Source organism: Bacillus sp. T-10(2022), from assembly GCF_056502895.1.
Genome location: NZ_CP113518.1, coordinates 1931585 through 1951883, shown reverse-complemented (window position 1 = coordinate 1951883; position 20299 = coordinate 1931585). Strand labels below are relative to the sequence as shown.

19 protein-coding genes are annotated in these 20299 nt (G+C 41.7%); 1 reads left to right on the top strand and 18 read right to left on the bottom strand.

What is annotated here, in order from left to right:
- Positions 1-5: 5 nt before the first annotated feature.
- Positions 6-227: a hypothetical protein gene (locus OSJ91_RS09600; protein WP_485891423.1), complete on the top strand. Its 222-nt coding sequence runs from the start codon at positions 6-8 to the stop codon at positions 225-227.
- 76 nt (positions 228-303) lie between these two features.
- Here OSJ91_RS09600 and OSJ91_RS09595 read toward each other — a convergent pair whose 3' ends face one another.
- The 18 genes from OSJ91_RS09595 to OSJ91_RS09510 form a co-directional block, all read right to left on the bottom strand.
- Complete coding sequence (locus OSJ91_RS09595) at positions 304-1170, bottom strand: 2-oxoacid:ferredoxin oxidoreductase subunit beta (RefSeq protein ID WP_350302048.1); 867 nt, start codon at positions 1168-1170, stop codon at positions 304-306.
- Positions 1157-2914: a 2-oxoacid:acceptor oxidoreductase subunit alpha gene (locus tag OSJ91_RS09590; RefSeq protein ID WP_101224707.1), complete on the bottom strand. Its 1758-nt coding sequence runs from the start codon at positions 2912-2914 to the stop codon at positions 1157-1159. Before OSJ91_RS09590 ends, OSJ91_RS09595 begins: the two co-directional genes overlap by 14 nt.
- A gap of 216 nt (positions 2915-3130) precedes the next feature.
- Entirely contained in the window at positions 3131-4066 is a 936-nt protein-coding gene (locus OSJ91_RS09585; protein WP_485891422.1) for a dipeptidase, read from the bottom strand.
- Between the two features lie 132 nt (positions 4067-4198).
- Positions 4199-4459: a stage V sporulation protein SpoVS gene (gene spoVS, locus OSJ91_RS09580; RefSeq protein ID WP_029281188.1), complete on the bottom strand. Its 261-nt coding sequence runs from the start codon at positions 4457-4459 to the stop codon at positions 4199-4201.
- 174 nt (positions 4460-4633) lie between these two features.
- Positions 4634-5431, bottom strand: coding sequence for a TIGR00282 family metallophosphoesterase (locus OSJ91_RS09575; RefSeq protein WP_485891421.1), 798 nt, complete (start codon positions 5429-5431; stop codon positions 4634-4636).
- Between the two features lie 152 nt (positions 5432-5583).
- Complete coding sequence (rny, locus tag OSJ91_RS09570; RefSeq protein ID WP_063231807.1) at positions 5584-7143, bottom strand: ribonuclease Y; 1560 nt, start codon at positions 7141-7143, stop codon at positions 5584-5586.
- 353 nt (positions 7144-7496) lie between these two features.
- Positions 7497-8543, bottom strand: coding sequence for a recombinase RecA (gene recA, locus OSJ91_RS09565; protein ID WP_485891420.1), 1047 nt, complete (start codon positions 8541-8543; stop codon positions 7497-7499).
- A 347-nt stretch (positions 8544-8890) separates the two neighbouring features.
- Positions 8891-10123, bottom strand: coding sequence for a competence/damage-inducible protein A (locus OSJ91_RS09560; protein ID WP_350302046.1), 1233 nt, complete (start codon positions 10121-10123; stop codon positions 8891-8893).
- A 23-nt stretch (positions 10124-10146) separates the two neighbouring features.
- Positions 10147-10731, bottom strand: coding sequence for a CDP-diacylglycerol--glycerol-3-phosphate 3-phosphatidyltransferase (gene pgsA, locus OSJ91_RS09555; RefSeq protein ID WP_034313524.1), 585 nt, complete (start codon positions 10729-10731; stop codon positions 10147-10149).
- Positions 10732-10895: 164 nt separating this feature from the next.
- Positions 10896-11801, bottom strand: coding sequence for a helix-turn-helix domain-containing protein (locus OSJ91_RS09550; protein WP_350302045.1), 906 nt, complete (start codon positions 11799-11801; stop codon positions 10896-10898).
- An 8-nt stretch (positions 11802-11809) separates the two neighbouring features.
- Complete coding sequence (locus OSJ91_RS09545; protein WP_034313530.1) at positions 11810-12601, bottom strand: DUF3388 domain-containing protein; 792 nt, start codon at positions 12599-12601, stop codon at positions 11810-11812.
- A gap of 240 nt (positions 12602-12841) precedes the next feature.
- Positions 12842-13099 carry a DUF3243 domain-containing protein gene (locus tag OSJ91_RS09540; RefSeq protein WP_350302044.1) on the bottom strand — a complete coding sequence of 86 codons (258 nt, stop codon included), beginning with the start codon at positions 13097-13099 and terminating at the stop codon, positions 12842-12844.
- Positions 13100-13179: 80 nt separating this feature from the next.
- Positions 13180-13905: an elongation factor P 5-aminopentanone reductase gene (ymfI, locus tag OSJ91_RS09535; RefSeq protein ID WP_241591249.1), complete on the bottom strand. Its 726-nt coding sequence runs from the start codon at positions 13903-13905 to the stop codon at positions 13180-13182.
- A gap of 18 nt (positions 13906-13923) precedes the next feature.
- Positions 13924-15210: an EF-P 5-aminopentanol modification-associated protein YfmH gene (yfmH, locus tag OSJ91_RS09530; protein ID WP_350302043.1), complete on the bottom strand. Its 1287-nt coding sequence runs from the start codon at positions 15208-15210 to the stop codon at positions 13924-13926.
- A complete protein-coding gene (gene yfmF, locus OSJ91_RS09525) occupies positions 15210-16490 on the bottom strand; it encodes an EF-P 5-aminopentanol modification-associated protein YfmF (protein WP_350302042.1) in 1281 nt (426 codons plus the stop codon). The genes yfmH and yfmF overlap by 1 nt, the downstream gene beginning before the upstream one ends.
- A 209-nt stretch (positions 16491-16699) precedes the next feature.
- On the bottom strand, positions 16700-17659 hold the full coding sequence (locus tag OSJ91_RS09520; protein WP_350302041.1) for an ABC transporter permease: 960 nt from the start codon (positions 17657-17659) through the stop codon (positions 16700-16702).
- Positions 17660-18703: an ABC transporter permease gene (locus OSJ91_RS09515; RefSeq protein WP_101224696.1), complete on the bottom strand. Its 1044-nt coding sequence runs from the start codon at positions 18701-18703 to the stop codon at positions 17660-17662.
- Positions 18696-20231 (bottom strand): ABC transporter ATP-binding protein, encoded by a 1536-nt coding sequence (locus OSJ91_RS09510; protein WP_350302040.1) that lies wholly within the window; start codon positions 20229-20231, stop codon positions 18696-18698. The genes OSJ91_RS09515 and OSJ91_RS09510 overlap by 8 nt, the downstream gene beginning before the upstream one ends.
- Positions 20232-20299: the final 68 nt, after the last annotated feature.

Below are 20299 nucleotides of genomic sequence, written 5' to 3'. Positions count from 1 at the left end.
AAGACGTGACCGCGATAGAGACCGCGATCGGGATCGGGATCGGGACCGGGACCGGGACCGCGACCGCGATAGAGATCGTGACCGCGATCGGGACTGCGACCACCATCATCACCACCATCATAACAACAACAACAACAATTGTTGTCGCAGAAGGAATCGCTGCAATTTCTTCTCATTCGGCTGCGGATGCAATAACGGTTGGTGGTAAGCTAATTCAGAGAATATAGTGATTCTCTCTAATTGAGCTTTCCAATTAATCACAAAAAAGGTTCACCCCATCTTAAGGGGTGAACCTTTTACCTTTTACATAAATTCAGCAACAAGCTTATCAAAGTGCGCTTGATCAAGAGTCAAATCTGATTTATTTAACGCTTTTTCAGCATACCCTGGCACTAATTCCTGGTACGAAGGGCGCGAAGAGTCTTGATAAATAATCCCTGTCACAAGGCTGTCATGCTGCATCAAAGTCTGCATGGCCTGTTCTTTATTTGATGTATCATAGCCTTCAATACTGTTCAATTTAGTCAAGTTTTGTTTAAACCAATCATACGTATTGATTTTATTGTATGTTACGCAAGGAGAGAAAACATTGATAAATGAGAACCCTTTATGGTTTATCCCTGCTTCAATGATCGCCGTCAGGTCTTTCAAGTCTGTGGAAAAGCTTTGGGCGACAAACGTAGCGCCAGCTGACAATGCTAATTCCATAGGTGAAACAGCCTGTTCTATTGATCCTTCTGGAGTGGATTTCGTTTTAAATCCAGCAGCGGACCTAGGAGAAGTCTGGCCTTTTGTCAATCCATATATTTGGTTATCCATGACAATATACGTAATGTCGATATTACGGCGGATCGCATGGATGGTGTGTCCCATCCCGATCGCAAAACCATCTCCGTCACCGCCTGAAGCTATAACGGTCAATTCACGATTGGCCATTTTTACTCCTTGGGCGATTGGCAGTGAGCGGCCATGGATGCCGTGGAAACCATATGACTTGATGTAACCGGAAATACGGCCTGAACAGCCGATACCGGAAACAACAGCCAAGTTCTCCGGCTCCAATCCCACATTCGCTGCCGCACGCTGCATGGCAGCCTGAACGGAGAAATCTCCGCAGCCAGGACACCAGTTAGGTTTTACATCATTCCGAAACTCTTTAAACGTTGCCATATTCGAACATCTCCTTGCATTGTGTGTGAATTTCATGCGGGAGGAATGGGTTGCCATCATATTTTAGGATGCTTTTAATTTTATTAACATGTCCGACATTCATCTTGATGATATTAGCCAATTGTCCAGTCGCATTATTTTCAATAACTACTACTTTCTTAGCACTTTGCACCAATGATAGGACTTCATCAGCTGGGAAAGGATGAATCAAACGGATTTGCGCATGATTCACTTTCATTCCATCCGTTTCTAACCGGCCGATCGCTTCATCAATCGTCCCGCGTGTTGAGTTAAAGCCAAGAATTAATAAATCCGCTTCTTCATGCGGTGTGTTTTTGTACACTGGTGTTTGGAATGTGTTAGTTAAATTATTCAGCTTACGCATCCGTTTATCCATTTGCAATTTACGATTCAAAGCCGTCTCGGAAGGTCTGCCCGTTTCATCATGTTCAACACCAGTAACATGGTGAATTCCATTTTTCATACCAGGCACCACACGCGGTGAGACTCCGTCTTCCGTTACTTCATAACGCTTGAAATAAGATTTGTCTTCAGCCTCTTCAATTTCAAAGTCCACCAATTTCCCTCGTCTTATCTCCACTTTGCCGTAATCAAGCGGCTGAACCGTTTGTTTACCTAATGATAGCTGTAAGTCGGATAGAACGATAACTGGACATTGATATTCCTCTGCAAGGTTGAATGCTTCCGCCGTATCATAAAATGCTTCCTCAACAGTACTCGGAGCCATGACGATTTTAGGTATTTCACCATGTGTACCATAAATCATGGCCATTAAATCGGATTGCTCCTGTTTTGTAGGAAGTCCCGTAGATGGACCGCCACGTTGAGTATCGACGATGACAATTGGCGTTTCGGTAATGCCCGCTAAACCAATCGCTTCCATTTTCAAGGAAAGTCCAGGTCCAGCTGAAGCTGTGATGGCACGTACACCGCCATAGTTTGCACCGATTGCCATTGTAGCCGCCGCGATTTCATCTTCAGTCTGGATGACCGTTCCGCCAAATTGAGGAAGTTTTTTAATTAAGTATTCCATAATTTCCGAGGCAGGAGTAATCGGGTAAGCTGCCATGAAGCGGCAACCGCCTGCAACTGCACCTAAAGCGATAGCATCGTTTCCAATCATGAACATTCGTTTTTGGCCGTCTGCCTTTTCCAGCTCCATTGCGCCCAGTTTTTCTCCAAGCAACACTTCCATTGCCTTATAGCCAGCAGTAATGGCATCCATATTCTTCTTAACGATTTCTTCACCCTTACGGCCGAATATTTCATCAACCACATCGTTGAATACGGAAATCTCCATTCCTAGAACAGCACATGTCGCACCGATGGCGACCATATTTTTCATTAATGATGTTCCTAATTCGGCTGCTATTTCCGTAAAGGGAACAATATATAATTCTGCCTTTGTATCTTCTGGGCAGACAGGTTTGAATTTTGCATCTGCAATTATGATGCCACCCTCATGTAATTCTTTATAATTGACGTCAATTGTTTCTTGGTCAAAAGCAACTAAGATGTCTAAATCATCAGAGATAGCACGAGTTTCCGTAGTACTTACACGAATTTTGTTATTCGTGTGTCCACCCTTGATTCGGGATGAGAAATGACGGTAGCCATACAAGTAATAACCTAAGCGATTGAGGGCAATACAGAATATTTCTCCTGTACTTTCAATACCTTCACCTTGTTGTCCGCCAACTTTCCATGAAAGTTGATTGATCATGTCTTACACTCCTTTAGGACGTTCGTATATAAATGCATTTAACCGCACCTCTCTTCAGAACATTCAACTATGTAAAATTATCGTTCTAATTTAGGAAAGGTGTACTAAACGCTTTCAATTCTATCGGTTAAATCATCAAATTGCAACCTTTTTGCTTTTATTTTTTATATTTTCAGAATATTTATTCATATCTATATAGTAAGAATTGAAAATCACTTAAGATATTTCCTTTCCAAGCGGAAAATTACGAGTGAAATTATCAAAAAGGAGACCTTTTACAAACTCACTGGAATAAAGCCTGTTCAGTTCATTGATTAAGTTATGATAATCATTATATGACATTAAATTTTCTACCATTTGATCGATTCCATCGAAGTCAGACCCTAATCCAATTTGTCTTTCCCCTCCCAAACTGCATATATGCTCAATATGTTTCAGGATATCCTTTATCGTAGCCGATTCACCATTTGCCAGAAATTGCGGGACAAAGGTTACGCCGATCACCCCATTTTTCTGCAATAGGGCTTTTATCTGCCCGTCTTTTAAATTTCGCGGATGCGGACAAAGATGGTAAGCATTCGAATGGGAAGCAATTGGGAATTTCGCCAAATTTAAGGTGTCCCAAAATCCCGCTTCGGATAAATGGGATAAATCGCACCAAATCGAATTCTCATTCAATTGCGCGACCACCTCGGTTCCAAACCCTGTCAAGCCGCCCCCTCTTGTTTCTAATGCCCCATCCGCTACCAAGTTGGCGTAATTCCAAGTTAGACCTACGGAGGAAACTCCAAGATGAATAAGGGTTTTAAGTTTCAACAAATCATTCCCGATGCAATCGCACCCCTCCAAAGTTAGCATTGCACCTATTTCCTTTTCTTTTAAAGATTCGATATCTGCCTTGGTCTTTATAAATTTCATTTCCGGCTCTGATAAAATCTTTTCATGAAAAATATCCACCATTGCCAAAGCCGCTTGAAATCTCATATCAGGGTGGACTTTTTCAGGAATATATATGGCAAAACATTGGACCTTTCCCCCTTCATCCAATAATCCCCGCTTTGTTATATGTAACTTATCACTATTCGCAAAAGAAATATCCGGATCGATGAACATCTTCATCAGTACATCACAATGGGCATCAAAAATAGCCAATGTAATCCCCCTTCCTGTGTCTTTTTATGATTCTATATTCCATTATAAAGGGATATATATTTTTCGTCATTTGGATTTCACGACAAAAAAGAGCCTGCTCGCCATCCGACAAACAGGGCATCCAAACATGAATTATCTTGGTTCAATGATTAGTTTTATTGCCGTTCGCTCTTCGCCATCAATAAGTATATCTGTAAAGGCAGGAATACAAATCAAGTCAACTCCACTAGGTGCGACAAACCCTCTTGCGATTGCTACTGCCTTGACGGCTTGATTTAACGCACCTGCACCGATTGCTTGAATTTCGGCTGCTCCTCTTTCCCTGAGCACTCCCGCTAGTGCGCCTGCTACAGAATTAGGATTAGATTTTGCTGAAACTTTTAATATTTCCATTCCTAGTCCTCCTTGTTTTCCCTGCCGATTCTAACTTGGCTCAATAGTTATAACACTTTCCACTGCTACTATATTCATCAAGTAAAACTTGTATGACAAAGAAAACCGGGATTGTCCACCATTTATTAATGAATGGAAAAACGGATGGCCAGTTTGACTGTCCATCCGTTCGAATCAATGATAAAAGGGGTGATCCTCGTTAATCAGTATCCTTTCTATTTTTTTAGCTCTGCCAGTTTTATCATCAATTTCAAGGAGTACCCCACTTAATAGGGTCCGCCCCTCTTTTGGCACTTCGAAACGAGCAGGAAGGCTAGTTAGGAACCGCTGAATGACTGCATCTCTTCCCATACCAAGGATGCCATCATATGGTCCTGTCATGCCTACATCTGATATGTAAGCGGTGCCTCCAGGCAGTATACGGTTATCGGCTGTCTGGACGTGTGTGTGTGTACCAACAACGGCTGTAACCTTCCCATCCAGGAACCACCCCATAGCCTGCTTTTCACTTGTAGCTTCTCCATGAAAATCGACAAAGATGATTGGTGTCTTTTTTTGAGCCTCTGCCACGAGTTCTTCAGCCTTTTTGAACGGACAATCCAAATCCGGCATGAATGTTCTCGCTTGCAAATTGATGACCGCTATTTCATACTGGTTCAATTTTAAAAATTTCATTCCTTCTCCAGGTGCCCCGTCTGGAAAGTTCGCTGGACGGACGAGATATTTCGCTTCATCAATAAAATTGAAGATATCACGATTATCCCATGTATGATTTCCCATGGTCACCGCCTGCGCTCCCCACTCTAAAAAACTGCGGTAAATCTTTTCTGTAATTCCCCGGCCACTTGCTGCATTCTCGCCATTGATTACCGTGATGTGCGGACGATACTTTTCTTTTAACTTAGGAAGGTATTCTTGGATCATGTCACGACCAGGAGACCCCACTACATCTCCAATAAATAGCAATTTCATTGTAAAACCCTTTCTAGATTCACCTAATTATATGAATTATTCAAGTATGTATTGTAACATAATTTGGGGTAATTATAGGAATTACGCTTAACGATTAATATCCGAAAAAGAAAAAACGAAGTGGTTTGCACCACTTCGTCTTTCATTAACGATTATTTAGCGTATTCGACTGCTCTTGTTTCACGGATGACCGTGACTTTAATATGACCAGGGTAATCGAGCTCTTCTTCAATCCTTTTCCGGATATCACGTGCGAGTCGATGTGCCGAAAGATCATCAATTTGTTCTGGTTTCACTAGAATCCGCACTTCTCGTCCGGCTTGAATCGCAAATGATTTTTCCACTCCATCATAGGATTCGGAAATTTCCTCAAGCTTTTCAAGTCTTCTAATGTAATTTTCTAGCGTTTCACTTCTAGCTCCCGGTCTTGCAGCTGATAATGCATCAGCGGCAGCCACAAGCACTGAAATGATGGAAGTTGGTTCCGTATCGCCGTGATGTGAAGCGATGCTGTTAATGACAGTTGGGTGCTCTTTATATTTGGTTGCTAATTCAACGCCAATTTCAACGTGACTGCCTTCCACTTCATGATCAATCGCTTTCCCAATATCATGCAATAAACCTGCACGGCGGGCAAGAACTTCATCCTCACCAAGTTCAGCGGCCAGTAAACCTGAAAGCTGGGCCACTTCAATTGAATGTTTAAGTACGTTTTGCCCATAACTGGTACGGAACTTCAAACGTCCTAGAATTTTGATGAGATCTGGATGGAGACCGTGAACTCCAACTTCAAAAGTCGTTTGTTCACCAATTTCACGAATATGTTCATCTACCTCACGTCTTGCTTTGTCAACCATTTCTTCAATGCGAGCCGGATGGATCCGTCCGTCCTGAACAAGTTTCTCAAGAGCCAAGCGTGCCGTTTCGCGTCTAATTGGATCGAATCCAGATAAAATGACAGCTTCAGGAGTATCATCAATAATAAGGTCAATACCTGTTAGCGTTTCTAACGTCCGGATATTTCGTCCTTCACGTCCGATTATCCGTCCTTTCATTTCATCGTTTGGAAGATTTACTACAGAAACGGTGGTTTCTGCAACATGATCAGCCGCACAACGCTGAATGGCAAGAGAAAGAACTTCTTTTGCTTTTTTATCAGCTTCTTCTTTGGCACGGGTATCACTTTCTTTAATCATAAGCGCTACATCGTGAGCTAGCTCGTTTTCCATTCGGTCTATAATGATTGCTTTAGCTTCTTCACGAGTTAAACCGGAAACACGTTCAAGCTCTGTTTGCTGCTTACGAACCGTCTCGTCCACTTTGCTTTCCATCTCTTCAATATGCTGTTGTCTTTGGTTTAGAGAATCTTCTTTTTTCTCCAAAAGGCTTTCACGTTTGTCTAACGTTTCATCCTTGCGGTCCAGATTCTCTTCTCTTTGCAATAACCGATTTTCTTGTTTTTGTAATTCGTTCCTTCTTTCACGGGCTTCCCGATCCGAATCGGCACGAACTTTATGAATTTCATCTTTTGCTTCCAACAAGGCTTCTTTCTTAAGTGCTTCCGCTTCACGTTTTGCATCCTCAAGGATGTGTTCAGCAGAGCCCTTTGCCCCTGCTATTTTACTCTCAAATTTTGATTTGTGAATAAAATAACCAACAACTGCACCGACGATTAGGCCAAGCAAAGTGAAGATGATTGTCATGGGTTCCATCGTTTCACCTCCCCTTGCTATGAACTTTTTACATAAAATGTTGAACTGTCGGCAAGTACATTGCACATAAATTCAATATACAGCACTTAATTTTCAAAATTTTAGTTTGAAAAATTGTAAAATATACATATTAATTGTATAGTTGAGAATTTTTATTGTCAAGCGTTTGTCCCTTATGTATCAATGATTATTCAAGTTTTCTTAATATCAACCATCATATTGTACAGCATTCTTTATGGAAGAAGTCTGTAAATCTGTTTTCAATGCCATTTATTCCGCTGAAAATTTCACACTTTTCTCAAAATATATAGAAAAGGCCTAAGCGAACAAGCTTAGGCCTTTTCCAAATACCATTAATCAAGCAATTCAAAATGCTCTTCTGGTTCATTTTCTTCTGGCGGTAATTCATGCTCTCCATCGAGATTATAGTGATCTCTGATTTTCCGAGAAATTTCCTGAGCGATATCCTGATTTTCTTTCAAGAACAGCTTCGCATTTTCGCGGCCTTGTCCGACACGCTCTTCATTGTAGGAATACCACGAACCGCTTTTAAGGACGATATCAAGATCTGCACCCATATCGATGATTTCACCTTCCTGGGAAATCCCTTGACCATACATGATGTCAACTTCCGCTTGACGGAATGGTGGAGCAACCTTGTTTTTAACAACTTTGATTTTCGTTTTATTACCGACGATTTCATTACCCTGTTTTAATTGTTCCGCACGGCGCACTTCCAGACGAACAGTTGAATAGAACTTCAATGCCCGGCCTCCCGGAGTCGTTTCAGGGTTCCCAAACATAACACCGATTTTTTCACGGACTTGGTTAATGAAAATGGCAATGGTATTTGATTTATTAATGGCACCAGACAGTTTTCTAAGCGCCTGGGACATCATCCGCGCTTGAAGACCCATATGGGAATCTCCCATTTCGCCTTCGATTTCAGCTTTAGGAACAAGTGCTGCCACCGAATCAATGACAATGATATCCACCGCTCCACTTCGAACTAATGCTTCAGCGATCTCCAAGGCCTGTTCACCCGTATCAGGCTGTGAAAGCAGTAAGTCATCGATATTCACACCAAGTTTTTCTGAATATGCTGGATCTAAAGCATGCTCTGCATCAATGAATGCAGCCGTGCCGCCAGTCTTTTGTACTTCTGCAATAGCATGTAATGCAACAGTCGTTTTACCGGAGCTTTCAGGTCCATATATCTCAATGACCCGGCCTCTTGGATATCCGCCCACTCCCAATGCTACGTCCAATGCTAAAGAACCGCTTGAAATCGTTGAAATCCTACGATCAGACTGTTCCCCAAGTTTCATAATAGAACCTTTACCAAATTGTTTTTCAATTTGTTTTAACGCCATATCTAAAGCCGCTTGACGATCACTCACTCAATTTCCTCCTCTATATTCAAATAATCGGCTGTCCGATTAAAGGTGTACTTACGTTAGCAATTATTCGAGATCAAGGTTTGCATCCTGTCTCAAAACCTATCTTTACTATATACTCTTTTTACAATTTTGCCAAGCAAAAAGTCGAACATTCATTCGTTTTTTTCTTTCGGGGTATTCTCTGTAAAAAAACGTTTTATCTTTAAGAAATCTCCATTTCCTTTCACTTGCTCCCTGAAAAAAACATTTTCATTGAATTAACTTTTTTCTTTTTTTCCCTATTTTTCAAGAAACAAACTTCTAAAACCAAATAAAAAGCAGAGCTGAAAAAGCTCTGCTTATAGCATTTATAAATCCCTTAATAGGTAATGACAGCCGTACTTCACACTCCGAATCCGGTTTTGCGCCCTGCTTCCGGAAAGATTCAACTCCTTGAAATGAGTGTTTCCATCCCGATAGGAAATGCCAATGAATACTGTCCCTACAGGCTTGCCTTCTTGTTCATCCGGACCTGCAACACCCGTAAAGCTTATGCCTACATCCGCATTGAGCTTGCTCCGGACATTAGAGGCCATTTCCATTGCACACTCACCGCTGACCACCCCATGCTCAGATATGGTATCATCGCTGACGCCAAGGACGTTCGACTTCGCATCATTCGTATAGCAGACAATTCCGCCTTTGAAGACCTTACCGGCGCCAGGAATGGTTGTCAGCTGTTCTTGGAACATCCCTCCGGTCAAGCTTTCAGCTGCCGCAATTGAAAGCTTGCGGACCGTTAATTCTTTTACAAGTTCCTTTATTAGCGAAGTATTATCACTTCCATAATGGAACTTACCGACCCTGCTAAGAATTTCTTTTTCCGTTTCTAAAATAAGCTCTTCGCATTTTTCTTTAGAAGAGTCTTTAGCGGTGATCCTTAACGTCACTTCCCCTTCGGCTGCCAGCGGAGCAATTGTCGGATTCGTTTGATTGACAAGAAGATCTTCAATCACCGTTTCCAGTTCGGCTTCACCTATACCGTAGAACCGAAGAACCTTGGAATCGATCCGTTCATGCTTTTCCAGTTTATTCATGATCTTTTCATAACCATAACTTAAAAACATCGGCTCCATTTCACTTGGCGGACCAGGGAGAAGCATATATGTAATCCCGGATTTGGACAAGACCATTCCCGGTGCCATGCCATGATCGTTTGCCAACACTTCACTGCCTTCTAAGACAAGGGCCTGTTTTTTGTTGTTTTCCGTCATCGGCCGTTCCCGTTTTTGGAAGTAAGCTTCAATGGATTGCAAAGCTTCATCATTAAAAACGAGCTTTTTCCCTATATGGCGAGCAATCGTTTCTTTCGTTAAATCATCTTTGGTAGGACCGAGTCCACCGGTAAAAACAATCAAGTTCGCCCTCGATTCAGCGATTTCTATAGCTTGTTGTAAACGGCGGTCGTTATCCCCGACGACAGTATGGTAAAAAACGTTGATACCCATTTCCGCAAACTGCTGCGATAAGAACCTTCCATTAGTGTTATTGATTTGTCCTAAAAGAAGCTCTGAGCCCACTGCAATGATTTCTGCATCCATCTTTTCAAAACCACCATTCGTTTTTACTTTGAATTAACAAATACTTCTTTGTTTTTTATAAAATAATCCAAACCAGACCAGATTGTAAAGATTAATGCAATCCATAATGCGATATTGGCAAATGGAAGTGAAATGAGGGCAAATGGAAGGTTATGCAGCAATAAAGCTGAAATGGAAACAATTTGTGCCCATGTTTTAATTTTACCAAGCTGGTTCGCTGCAACCACTTCCCCTGTACCCGCTAGCACCAAACGCAATCCGGTGACTGCAAACTCGCGACTTATGATCACGATGGCGATCCATGATTGACCGTACATTAAATCTAGATCAACCAAAACGATTAAGGCAGCCGAAACCAGAAGCTTATCAGCCAATGGATCTAAAAATTTCCCTAAATCAGTAATCATATTATATTTTCTGGCAAAATGGCCATCGATCCAATCCGTAGTGGAAGCGATAATAAAGAGGATGGCTCCAGCTAAGTGCGCCACTGGCAAACTGTATTCTCCCCAAGTCAGCGTCCCCCATGAAAAAGGAACGAGCATGATGATTAAAAATACTGGTATTAAACAGATTCTTGCTACTGTAATCTTATTAGGCAGATTCAAAACTTTTAACCTCCAAAATTTACGCCTGCCATTCGGGCCTGCGTCTTAGATCTAAAATACGCTTTTATGTATAATTTAACTCAAAATCCAATCTTATATGCCGGGAAATCCATTTCCAGCCGCCTTACTATTATATAGAGCAAAAATAGTCATCTATAAGATGACTATTCGGCTTTCGTAAATTGTATCGTAACCAATTGCGTATTCACTTCAGTCGGTGAAATGGAATACTCCAGCTTCTCATCATTCACATAAATCTCAGTTTCATATGCTCTGCCTATATTGATGACAGCTTCTTTTTCATTGGTGAAATCAATTTCCTGGCTTTTGTCCTTGTCGATTGTGCCCTGGAATAGTAATTTACCTTCACCATTTTTTATGCCGACCCATGGTGAGCCTTTTGATGTCACCTTTAATTTAAAGGTATCGGTATTTTTTAATTCATACGTACTATTTTTACCGCTGGAACTTGTAACAGCAAGTTTTTGCTCTTTCTCTTCATCTTTGACAACTTCATCATCTTCATTCTTCTTATCAGACACTGATTTTTCTTCATTCTGTTTTTTGTCTGCATTCTCTTTTTCTTCGTTAAACCCATCACTTTTATTGTAGCCCACAGCTTCATTCTCTTTAGCGTTCTTTTTATCATCATTATCTGGGTTACTCATATAATTCGATACCAGTACCCATATCAAAACGGCCGCACCAATTACTAAAACGACAGCCAGGATCTTCGGTAACATTTCCACAACCTTTGAATCTCCTGCCGGTAAAGTTTTCCGGGATTGGACCCTTGAAAGCTGTTCTGGCAATTCCTCGCTATAGACTGATGGCACTTCACTCTTATATTGTTCGAAAATCTCTTCTGGGTCCAGTCCGACCGCTTCACAATATTGCTTTATGAATGCCCGTACATAGAACTTTCCAGGCATCATACTGTAATTTCCCTCTTCAATGCCTATAAGGTAACGCTTTTGAATCTTCGTTAATTCCTGCAAATCTTCTAAGCTAAGGCCTTTGGCTTCCCTAGCTTCCTTTAATCGATTACCTAACTCAGTCAAATAAAACACCTGCCATTTTAAAAGTCAAAGGAACCAAAATCGGACCCTGAAAACTGGTCTTTTTGGTCGACAACTTCATATGTTATTTCTTCTTCAGGATTGTTTCGCAATTCAATAATATAATCAAAGTCTTCGAGGGTATACTCTGTATTTTGGACAAAAACATCCGGATGTTCGATTACTTTGACAGCATCAAGCCTCATTATTTCGCGAATCAACTGCCAATGACGCTCATTTGCACGGCGAGTGGAAACAATTCCATCTAAAATGAACAAATTATCATTATTATATTCATCCTCAATAAGCTGACTGCGGATAGTCTGCTTTAAAAGGGTCGATGACACAAACAACCATCTCTTATTAGCACATACACTCGAGGCTACGATGGATTCAGTTTTCCCGACACGAGGCATCCCCCGTATCCCGATCAATTTATGACCTTCCTGTTTAAACAGCTCGGCCAGGAAATCGACAAGCAAGCCCAGTTCATCACGGACAAACCTAAAGGTGTTCTTCTCATCGGCATCGCGCTGAATATAACGTCCATGCCTGACTGCGAGGCGATCACGCAATTTAGGTTCCCTCAGCTTAATGACCTTTATCGTATCCATCGTACGGAGGATTGACTCGAATCTTTCTATATTACGGCTGTCTTTCGCCAACAAAAGTAAACCACGCCTGCCTTCATCGACCCCGTTAATGGTGATGATATTAATGGAAAGCATACCCAGAAGAGATGAAATATCCCCTAATAAACCAGGACGGTTGACTTGGATTTCATATTCAAAATACCATTCTTTATTATCCACGATAACACTCCTTAAGCCTAAAAGCTTTTACCCTACTCAGGGCAAAAAACTTATCCATCGTAAATTTCAAGGTCTCAACACTTTAATATTAATTGTCTAGCTTCTATAATATAGCATTTCGTGATAAGTTAAAAGGAAAAACCCTAGAAAAATATTCATTTTTATATAAGAGGATAAATAGTCAGCCACTTAAACCCAAAAGGCCCTGTTAATTAATAACAGGGCCTTTGGATTGATATTTTACTTCGTTCCATTGTTCTCGACTAACTTGACCATGACACTTGCCATGGCATGTTTTTCTTCATCACTTGCGACCGACCAAAGATCAGCAAGCACTTTCTCTTGATCATTCTGGGGCTCAACCTGGTTAGCCAGGTAATCACCGATTTCGTAAGCCAAGTTGTTAACAGCGCTTCCTGACAAACCTTGTTGTTCACCTTGATGTAATCTGTCGCCTAAGAAGTTTTTCCATTGATCCCAATTGTCCAGTACAGACATGAATGGTCACCCTTTCCTTCAAAATAGTACATAGATATTTTGTGAAGGAACCGAGGAAATTATACATGTCTTAAAAAAAATCATGTGTACCATCCGCCATTTACGCCTAAAATTTGCCCGGTTATATAGGATGACTTGTCGGAAAGCAAGTAGTATACGGCCTCTGCGACTTCTTTGGAATGTCCCATCCTGCCCATCGGGATATCGCCTTTGATGATCTCCAGATCTTCTGCACTGAAAGATTCGAGCATGGAAGTGGAAATCGCACCGGGGGCAACAGCATTCACCCGGATTCCATTAAGCGAGACTTCTTTACTAAGCGCTTTGATAAAAGCATTTTGACTGCCCTTGACCATTGAATATAAGACTTCACAGGATGCACCTGTCTGCCCCCAAATCGATGTGACCGCAACGATGGCAGCCTGTTCTTGGTACATAAGCTTTGGAAGCAGTTCCTTTGTTAATTGGAAAGGGCTCGTTACATGCAGCTGCACCATTTCATTAACGATTTTCTCATCCATGTCTGATATTAGCCCATAATAGCTATTGCCACTATTGAGGACGATTGCATGGAGGGCAAAGATATTTTCCGCCAATTTCTTGTATCCATCCGGTGCAGCCAAATCCGCTTGAACCGGAATAAGTTCGACTTGATGGGGCTTCAGTTCTTCAATCAATTCAAGTATCGCTTCTTCATTGCTGTTATAATGTAGATAAAGTGAATAATTCTCCTCGGCGAGCTTTATAGCGATTTCCCGGCCGATCCCTCCACTGGCTCCAGTAATAAGGGCAAAACGTTTCCCCACATTCGAGCCCCCTTTATATTATTTAGGAAGTACCTGACAGACTGTCATCCGTTCATCGGATATTAAGTCCTTGGCGACCTCCCTGATATCTTCGATCGTTAGTTTTTCCAATACTGATACAACATCGAACAAGTTCATATCATTGAATGCATATCTGGTGAATTGATTCGCTATATATTCCGGCGAATTCAGAGAACGAAGGAAAGAACCGATTTTTTTCTTGATTGTCCTTTGCAGGCTTTCTTCATTCAGGCCGGTTCCGGCTTTTGATTTATGCAGGATACCAAATAAAGACTCCGTCAACTCATCAGGTTTGGCACTGTCCCCGCCAATTAACGCAAATCCAAAACCTTGTTCCTGTGTATAATCATATGAGAAGCTTTGATCGATCAATCCTTCCTCATATAGCTCCTCATGCAAAGGTGAACTTTTGCCGAACAGCATTTCCAGATAAATATTGGTTGCCAATTCCCTTTTCAAAAGCTGTAAACCGGATTGATGGACATTGGTCGCCTTGATTCCCAGCATCACTTTTGGTGTCTGGACATTCATTCTTAAGACTTCCTTATCCTTGGCAACGATTTCCGGCTCTTGGTCAAACTTACGTTCCACCTCAGGTTGTTCGTTGTATCCTTTATTATTTTGATTATCCCGAATCAGCTTCATGGTGCTTTCGACATCCACCGGTCCTACCACGAATAGGAGCATGTTGCTAGGATGATAAAACGTATTATAACATTCGTAAAGCATATCCTTCGTAATATCTGCAATGGATTCCACAGTACCGGCGATATCGATTTTCACGGGATGCTGATGATACATATTGGCTATCGTTCCGAAATATAATCGCCAGTCCGAATTATCATCATACATATTGATTTCCTGCCCAATGATTCCTTTTTCCTTCTCTACCGTCTTTTCCGAAAAGTAAGGATCCTGGACAAAGTCGATTAAGGTAGTTAGATTCCTATCGAAATCGGACGTGCTGGAAAATAAATAAGCTGTACGGGTGAAAGAAGTAAAGGCATTTGCAGATGCTCCCTGCTTTGAAAATTGCTGAAAAACATCTCCATCTTCCTTTTCAAAAAGCTTATGTTCAAGAAAATGGGCAATTCCATCAGGTACTTTAGTGAATTCCGTTTCATTCAAAGGTTTGAAATGGTTGTCGATCGAACCATAATTCGTCGTGAAAGTGGCAAATGATTTATTGAAGCCACTTTTCGGAAGAATATACACTTCTAGGCCATTATCCATTTTTTCATGGAAAAGTTCTTCTTTCAATTGAGTGAATGCTATTTTTTCCATTACCCTTGCACCTCCTCTTCCGTTAGGAAATAAATCGTATCAAGCTGAATTTTTTGACCAACTGCAATGATTTCTTCCTTTGTCGTCCGCTCTGTGTTTGCAAACCACTCGTCGAGTGATATATCCTGCCCGGAAACCACATTATGATATAAAATTTCCACAAGTCCTCTCGAAACGTCAATGGTTTCAAGGAGTTGGTTCTTAACGACCGCCTTTGTCTGCGCCAGCTCTTCTTCGGAAAAGTTCCCTTGCTTCATTTCCTTCATTTGCGCATGAATGATATCCAATGCCTGCTTGTAGTTGGCATTTTCAATGCCGGCCATGACCATTAATAGACCTTTATGACTTTCGAGCCTCGAAGCTGCATAATAAGCAAGGCTGGCCTTCTCCCGGACATTGATGAAAAGTTTTGAATGTGAAAAGCCACCAAAAATCCCATTGAAAAGCTGAAGTGCATAATAATCCGGATCACCGTAGGCAACTTGGGTTCGATAACCGATATTCAATTTCCCTTGCTTCACATCCGAATTCTCAATGATTTCTTTTTCCTTCTCCACTACCTTGCCCGTCTTCCCTGGCAGTCTCACAGGCACTCGTTCTTGCAATGAAACATACTTGTCAGCCAGAGCCTGCACTTCCGATTGATCGATGTCACCGATTACATATAAATCGATTTCATCCTCCGCCAGCACTTTTTTGTAATAGGCGAAAAGGGACTCGGGAGTCATCGTTTCCAAGTCTTGAAGATTACCGCTCGCTTCTAAAGCATATGGTTCGTTTTTACACATTTCCTCTACAAGGCGTGTAGCTGAATATCGCATTTTATCATCGGAAATGGATTGAATCCGCTGTTTTAAAGAACGGATTTCATTGGAAACCGTTTTAGAGTCAAAGGCTTCGCCATTCTTCTTCGGATTAAAGATCACCTCTGATAATAACCCAAAAGCCTTTTCGAGAAGCGGGGTTGAATCACTAAGGAATTTTTCATTGACGATATCGATCGTAAAACTTATGATTTGATATTCGCCTTTTTTAGCTACATCGACATAAAACCCTGCTCCATATAAATCATCAAGATAAGATCGAAGCTCGGGTGTTGTAGGATATTTACTTGTATTGCTTTGTAACACATATGGCAGCAATGCACGATATGTAACGTCCTCTTTTGTCAACGGGGCTTTCATCTTGAGCACGAGAGTATTCGTTTTATATTTATCCGTCCGGACCACATGAAGCTTGTAGCCGCTTTTTTCCGTAATTGTTTCGGAAGCAATAGACATGAATAATCCTCCTCATTATATAAATCACCTTTATTAGCTTATTGTTTGTAGATTGGAACCCTTTTAAACATCTACTTAAAATATACATGTGAAAGGAAAAATCATGCAAGTTACAGCTACTTTTTTTGGTTTTTCACCAGCTCACGATCACTACGGCTCAATCTCAAAAGAAAAAACCGGCCAGCATAGTTTGCTGACCGGTTAAAACCTTATCTTTTTCCTTTGATGTATGGCTGTCCGGATGCTTTAGGAGCATCTGCACGTCCAATGAAACCAGTTAATGCAATGATCGTCAGAACATAAGGAGCGATCAATAGGTAAACCGAAGGAATATCCTTGAAGAAGGGAAGGCTCGAGCCAACGATACTTAAACTTTGAGCCAAACCAAAGAATAACGCTGCACCCATTGCCCCGACCGGGTGCCATTTACCAAAAATCATGGCGGCAATGGCCATGAAACCTTGACCATTAATTGTCGCATGATTGAATTCATTCGAAAAGATGGTAGCATATATCGCTCCGCCTATACCTCCAAAAGCACCTGATAATAAAACAGCGGCATATCGGATTTTCGTAACATTGACACCCATCGTATCAGCAGCCATGGGATGCTCACCCACTGCACGGATCCTTAACCCGAAAGGTGTTTTATAAAGTACATACCAGACGACAAAGGATATAAGGATCGCTATATATACGATATAATATCCATTCGCGAAAAAGATGGGTCCTATAAATGGGATATCACTTAGTAAAGGAACATCAATCCTTGGGAATGTTTCCGTTATTCTATCAGTTTGACCTTTGTCAAAAATCAGCTTCACCAAAAACATGGTCAGACCCACTGCCAACAAGTTGATGGCTACCCCACTAACCGTTTGGTCCGCCCTGAATGTAATGCATGCCACGGCGTGCAGAATGGAAAACAGCAAGCCGGCAACCATTGCCGCTAGCACAGCAAGCCAAGGAGTCCATTCCCCAAAAACATCAGCAAACATTAAGTTAAAAACGATCCCTGTAAAGGCACCGATGACCATCAATCCTTCTAAACCGATGTTTATGACACCAGCCCGTTCAGATAACACTCCTCCAAGCGAAGTAAAAATAAGTGGTGCAGCTAGAGCAATCATAGATGGAATAATAATTTGTAATACTTGGTAAAAATCCACTTATTTCACCCCTTTCTTAAATCGAGCGGCAATCCAACGAATAAAATAACTGGATGCGACGAAGAAGATGATCAATGCTATGACAATATCTACAATTTCACTAGGTATGCCGGTTTCTAGCGGCATATTTAACGCCCCTGCTTTCAGTCCCCCAAATAATAAGGCTGCCAGCACTACACCAATAGCCGTATTAGCTCCTAGTAAGGCTACTGCAATCCCATCAAAGCCCATACCTGTGAACCCGCCTTTGACTGCAGCATAACCGAAAGTTCCAAGGCCTTCCATCGCACCCGCAAGCCCTGCAAACGCACCTGAAATAACCATGGAAAGTATGATGTTCTTATTTACACTCATCCCTGCATATTCGGACGCGTGCTGATTGAAACCTACCGCTTTCAGTTCAAAGCCGGTTTTTGTCCTTTCAAGAAGGAACCACATGATGATCACGCAAATAATCGCTACCACTATTCCCCAATGCATCCGGGAAAAATCCGTAATGCTTTCAAAAAAAGGAGACCGCAGTGATGCTGTATCAGCAACTCTTTCTGTTTTATCCAGCTTGTCAGTCATTACATTCCGAATTAAATAATTTGTCACATATAAAGCTGTATAATTCAACATGATCGAAACGATTACTTCATGTACACGGAACTTAGCTTTTAAATAACCAGGGATAAACGCCCACAAGGCACCTGCAGCTGCACCAGCTAATATGGCAAACGGCAAATGGATGATCCTTGGTAGATCAAAAGCGATTCCGACCCAAACTGCCGCCAGCCAGCCTACAATTAATTGCCCTTCTACACCGATATTGAATAGGCCCGTACGGAAAGCAAAAGCCACTGCCAAACCGGCAAGGATATAAGGGATGATTGTCCTGACGGATTCCCCTACATAATAAGAATCCCCAATAATTCCATTTATCATGGAGCCATAGCCGGCAACAGGATCATAGCCGCTTACTAACATGATTATGGCCCCAACGACTAAGCCGAGGATAACTGCTATTAACGGACTCGTTAATTTAGATAAATACTTAGACATTTTGTTTTCCCCCTGCTACCGTCCGTTTACTGCCAGCCATAAGAAGGCCAAGCTCCTGTTCAGTCGTTTCTTTCGGATCGACTATTGCGACGATTTCCCCTTCGTATATAACGGCAATTCTATCGCTCACATTCATGATTTCTTCCAATTCAAATGATATGAGGAGTACCGCTTTTCCTGCATCACGCTGTTCAATCAGACGTTTATGGATAAACTCGATCGCCCCGACATCAAGCCCGCGTGTCGGCTGTGCGGCTATCAATAAATCCGGGTTCCTATCAACTTCCCGTCCAATGATCGCTTTTTGCTGATTCCCTCCAGAAAGCGCCCTTGCCGGGGTATATTCACTCGGAGTGCGAACATCGTAACTTTTGATCAGTGAACGGGCCTTTTCAAAAATTTTCTTTGAGTTCAAGATACCAGCTTTTGAAAAAGGCTTTTGATAATAGGTTTGCAAGACAATATTTTCCCCAATGCTGTAATCAAGAACCAAACCATGCTTATGTCTGTCTTCTGGAATATGGCCGACACCTGCTTCAGTGATTTTACGCGGCTTCAGATTCCTGATTTCTTTTCCATTTAGCTTTATCGAACCTGCGGTTGTCTTCCTTAGGCCAGCCAATGCTTCAATTAGTTCGGATTGTCCATTCCCATCCACACCGGCGATACCGACGATTTCTCCTGCACGGACAGTTAAATCCAAGTTCCGAACAGCTGAAACGCCCCGGGAATCCTTGACTTCCAGTTCCCGGACCTCGAGAACTACATCCGAAGGAATAGCTGCCGTTTTTTCCGTCTTGAACAGAACTTCCCTACCAACCATTAAACTGGCCAATTCGTTAGGATTCGTTTCGTTGACATTCACTGTACCAATTCCTTGGCCTTTGCGTATTACCGTTACCCGGTCACAAACCTCCATGATTTCCTTAAGTTTGTGTGTAATTAAAATGATGGATTTCCCCTCTTTGATAAGGGCTTTCATAATATAAATCAATTCCTTGATTTCTTGAGGAGTCAATACAGCGGTCGGCTCATCAAAAATCAATATCTCCGCACCACGGTATAGCGTTTTAAGAATCTCGACACGCTGCTGCATCCCTATTGATATATCGGCAATTTTCGCATAGGGGTCAACACGAAGCTGATATTGTTCCGATAGTTTCCTAACTTCCTCGCTCGCTTCTTTTAAATCGATTTTACCCGCTTTTGATGGTTCTTTTCCTAAAATGATATTTTCTGTTACTGTAAAGGGGTCTACGAGCATAAAATGCTGATGGACCATCCCAATTCCTAAATCATTGGCAATGTTAGGACTGGTAATCTTGACTGGCTTGCCATTCACACGGATTTCTCCCTGTTCAGGCTGGTATAAGCCGAATAAGACATTCATCAAAGTGGATTTGCCCGCGCCATTTTCACCTAATAATGCGTGAATCTCCCCTTTTTTAACCTGAAGGGTAACGTTATCATTTGCGACGATGCCGGGGAATTCCTTACGGATATTAAGCATCTCAATTACATATTCCACGTATTATCAACTCCTAAAATGAGTGTAAATATTCTTAAATCATATAATTGCTTCTACTAGCTTATTGA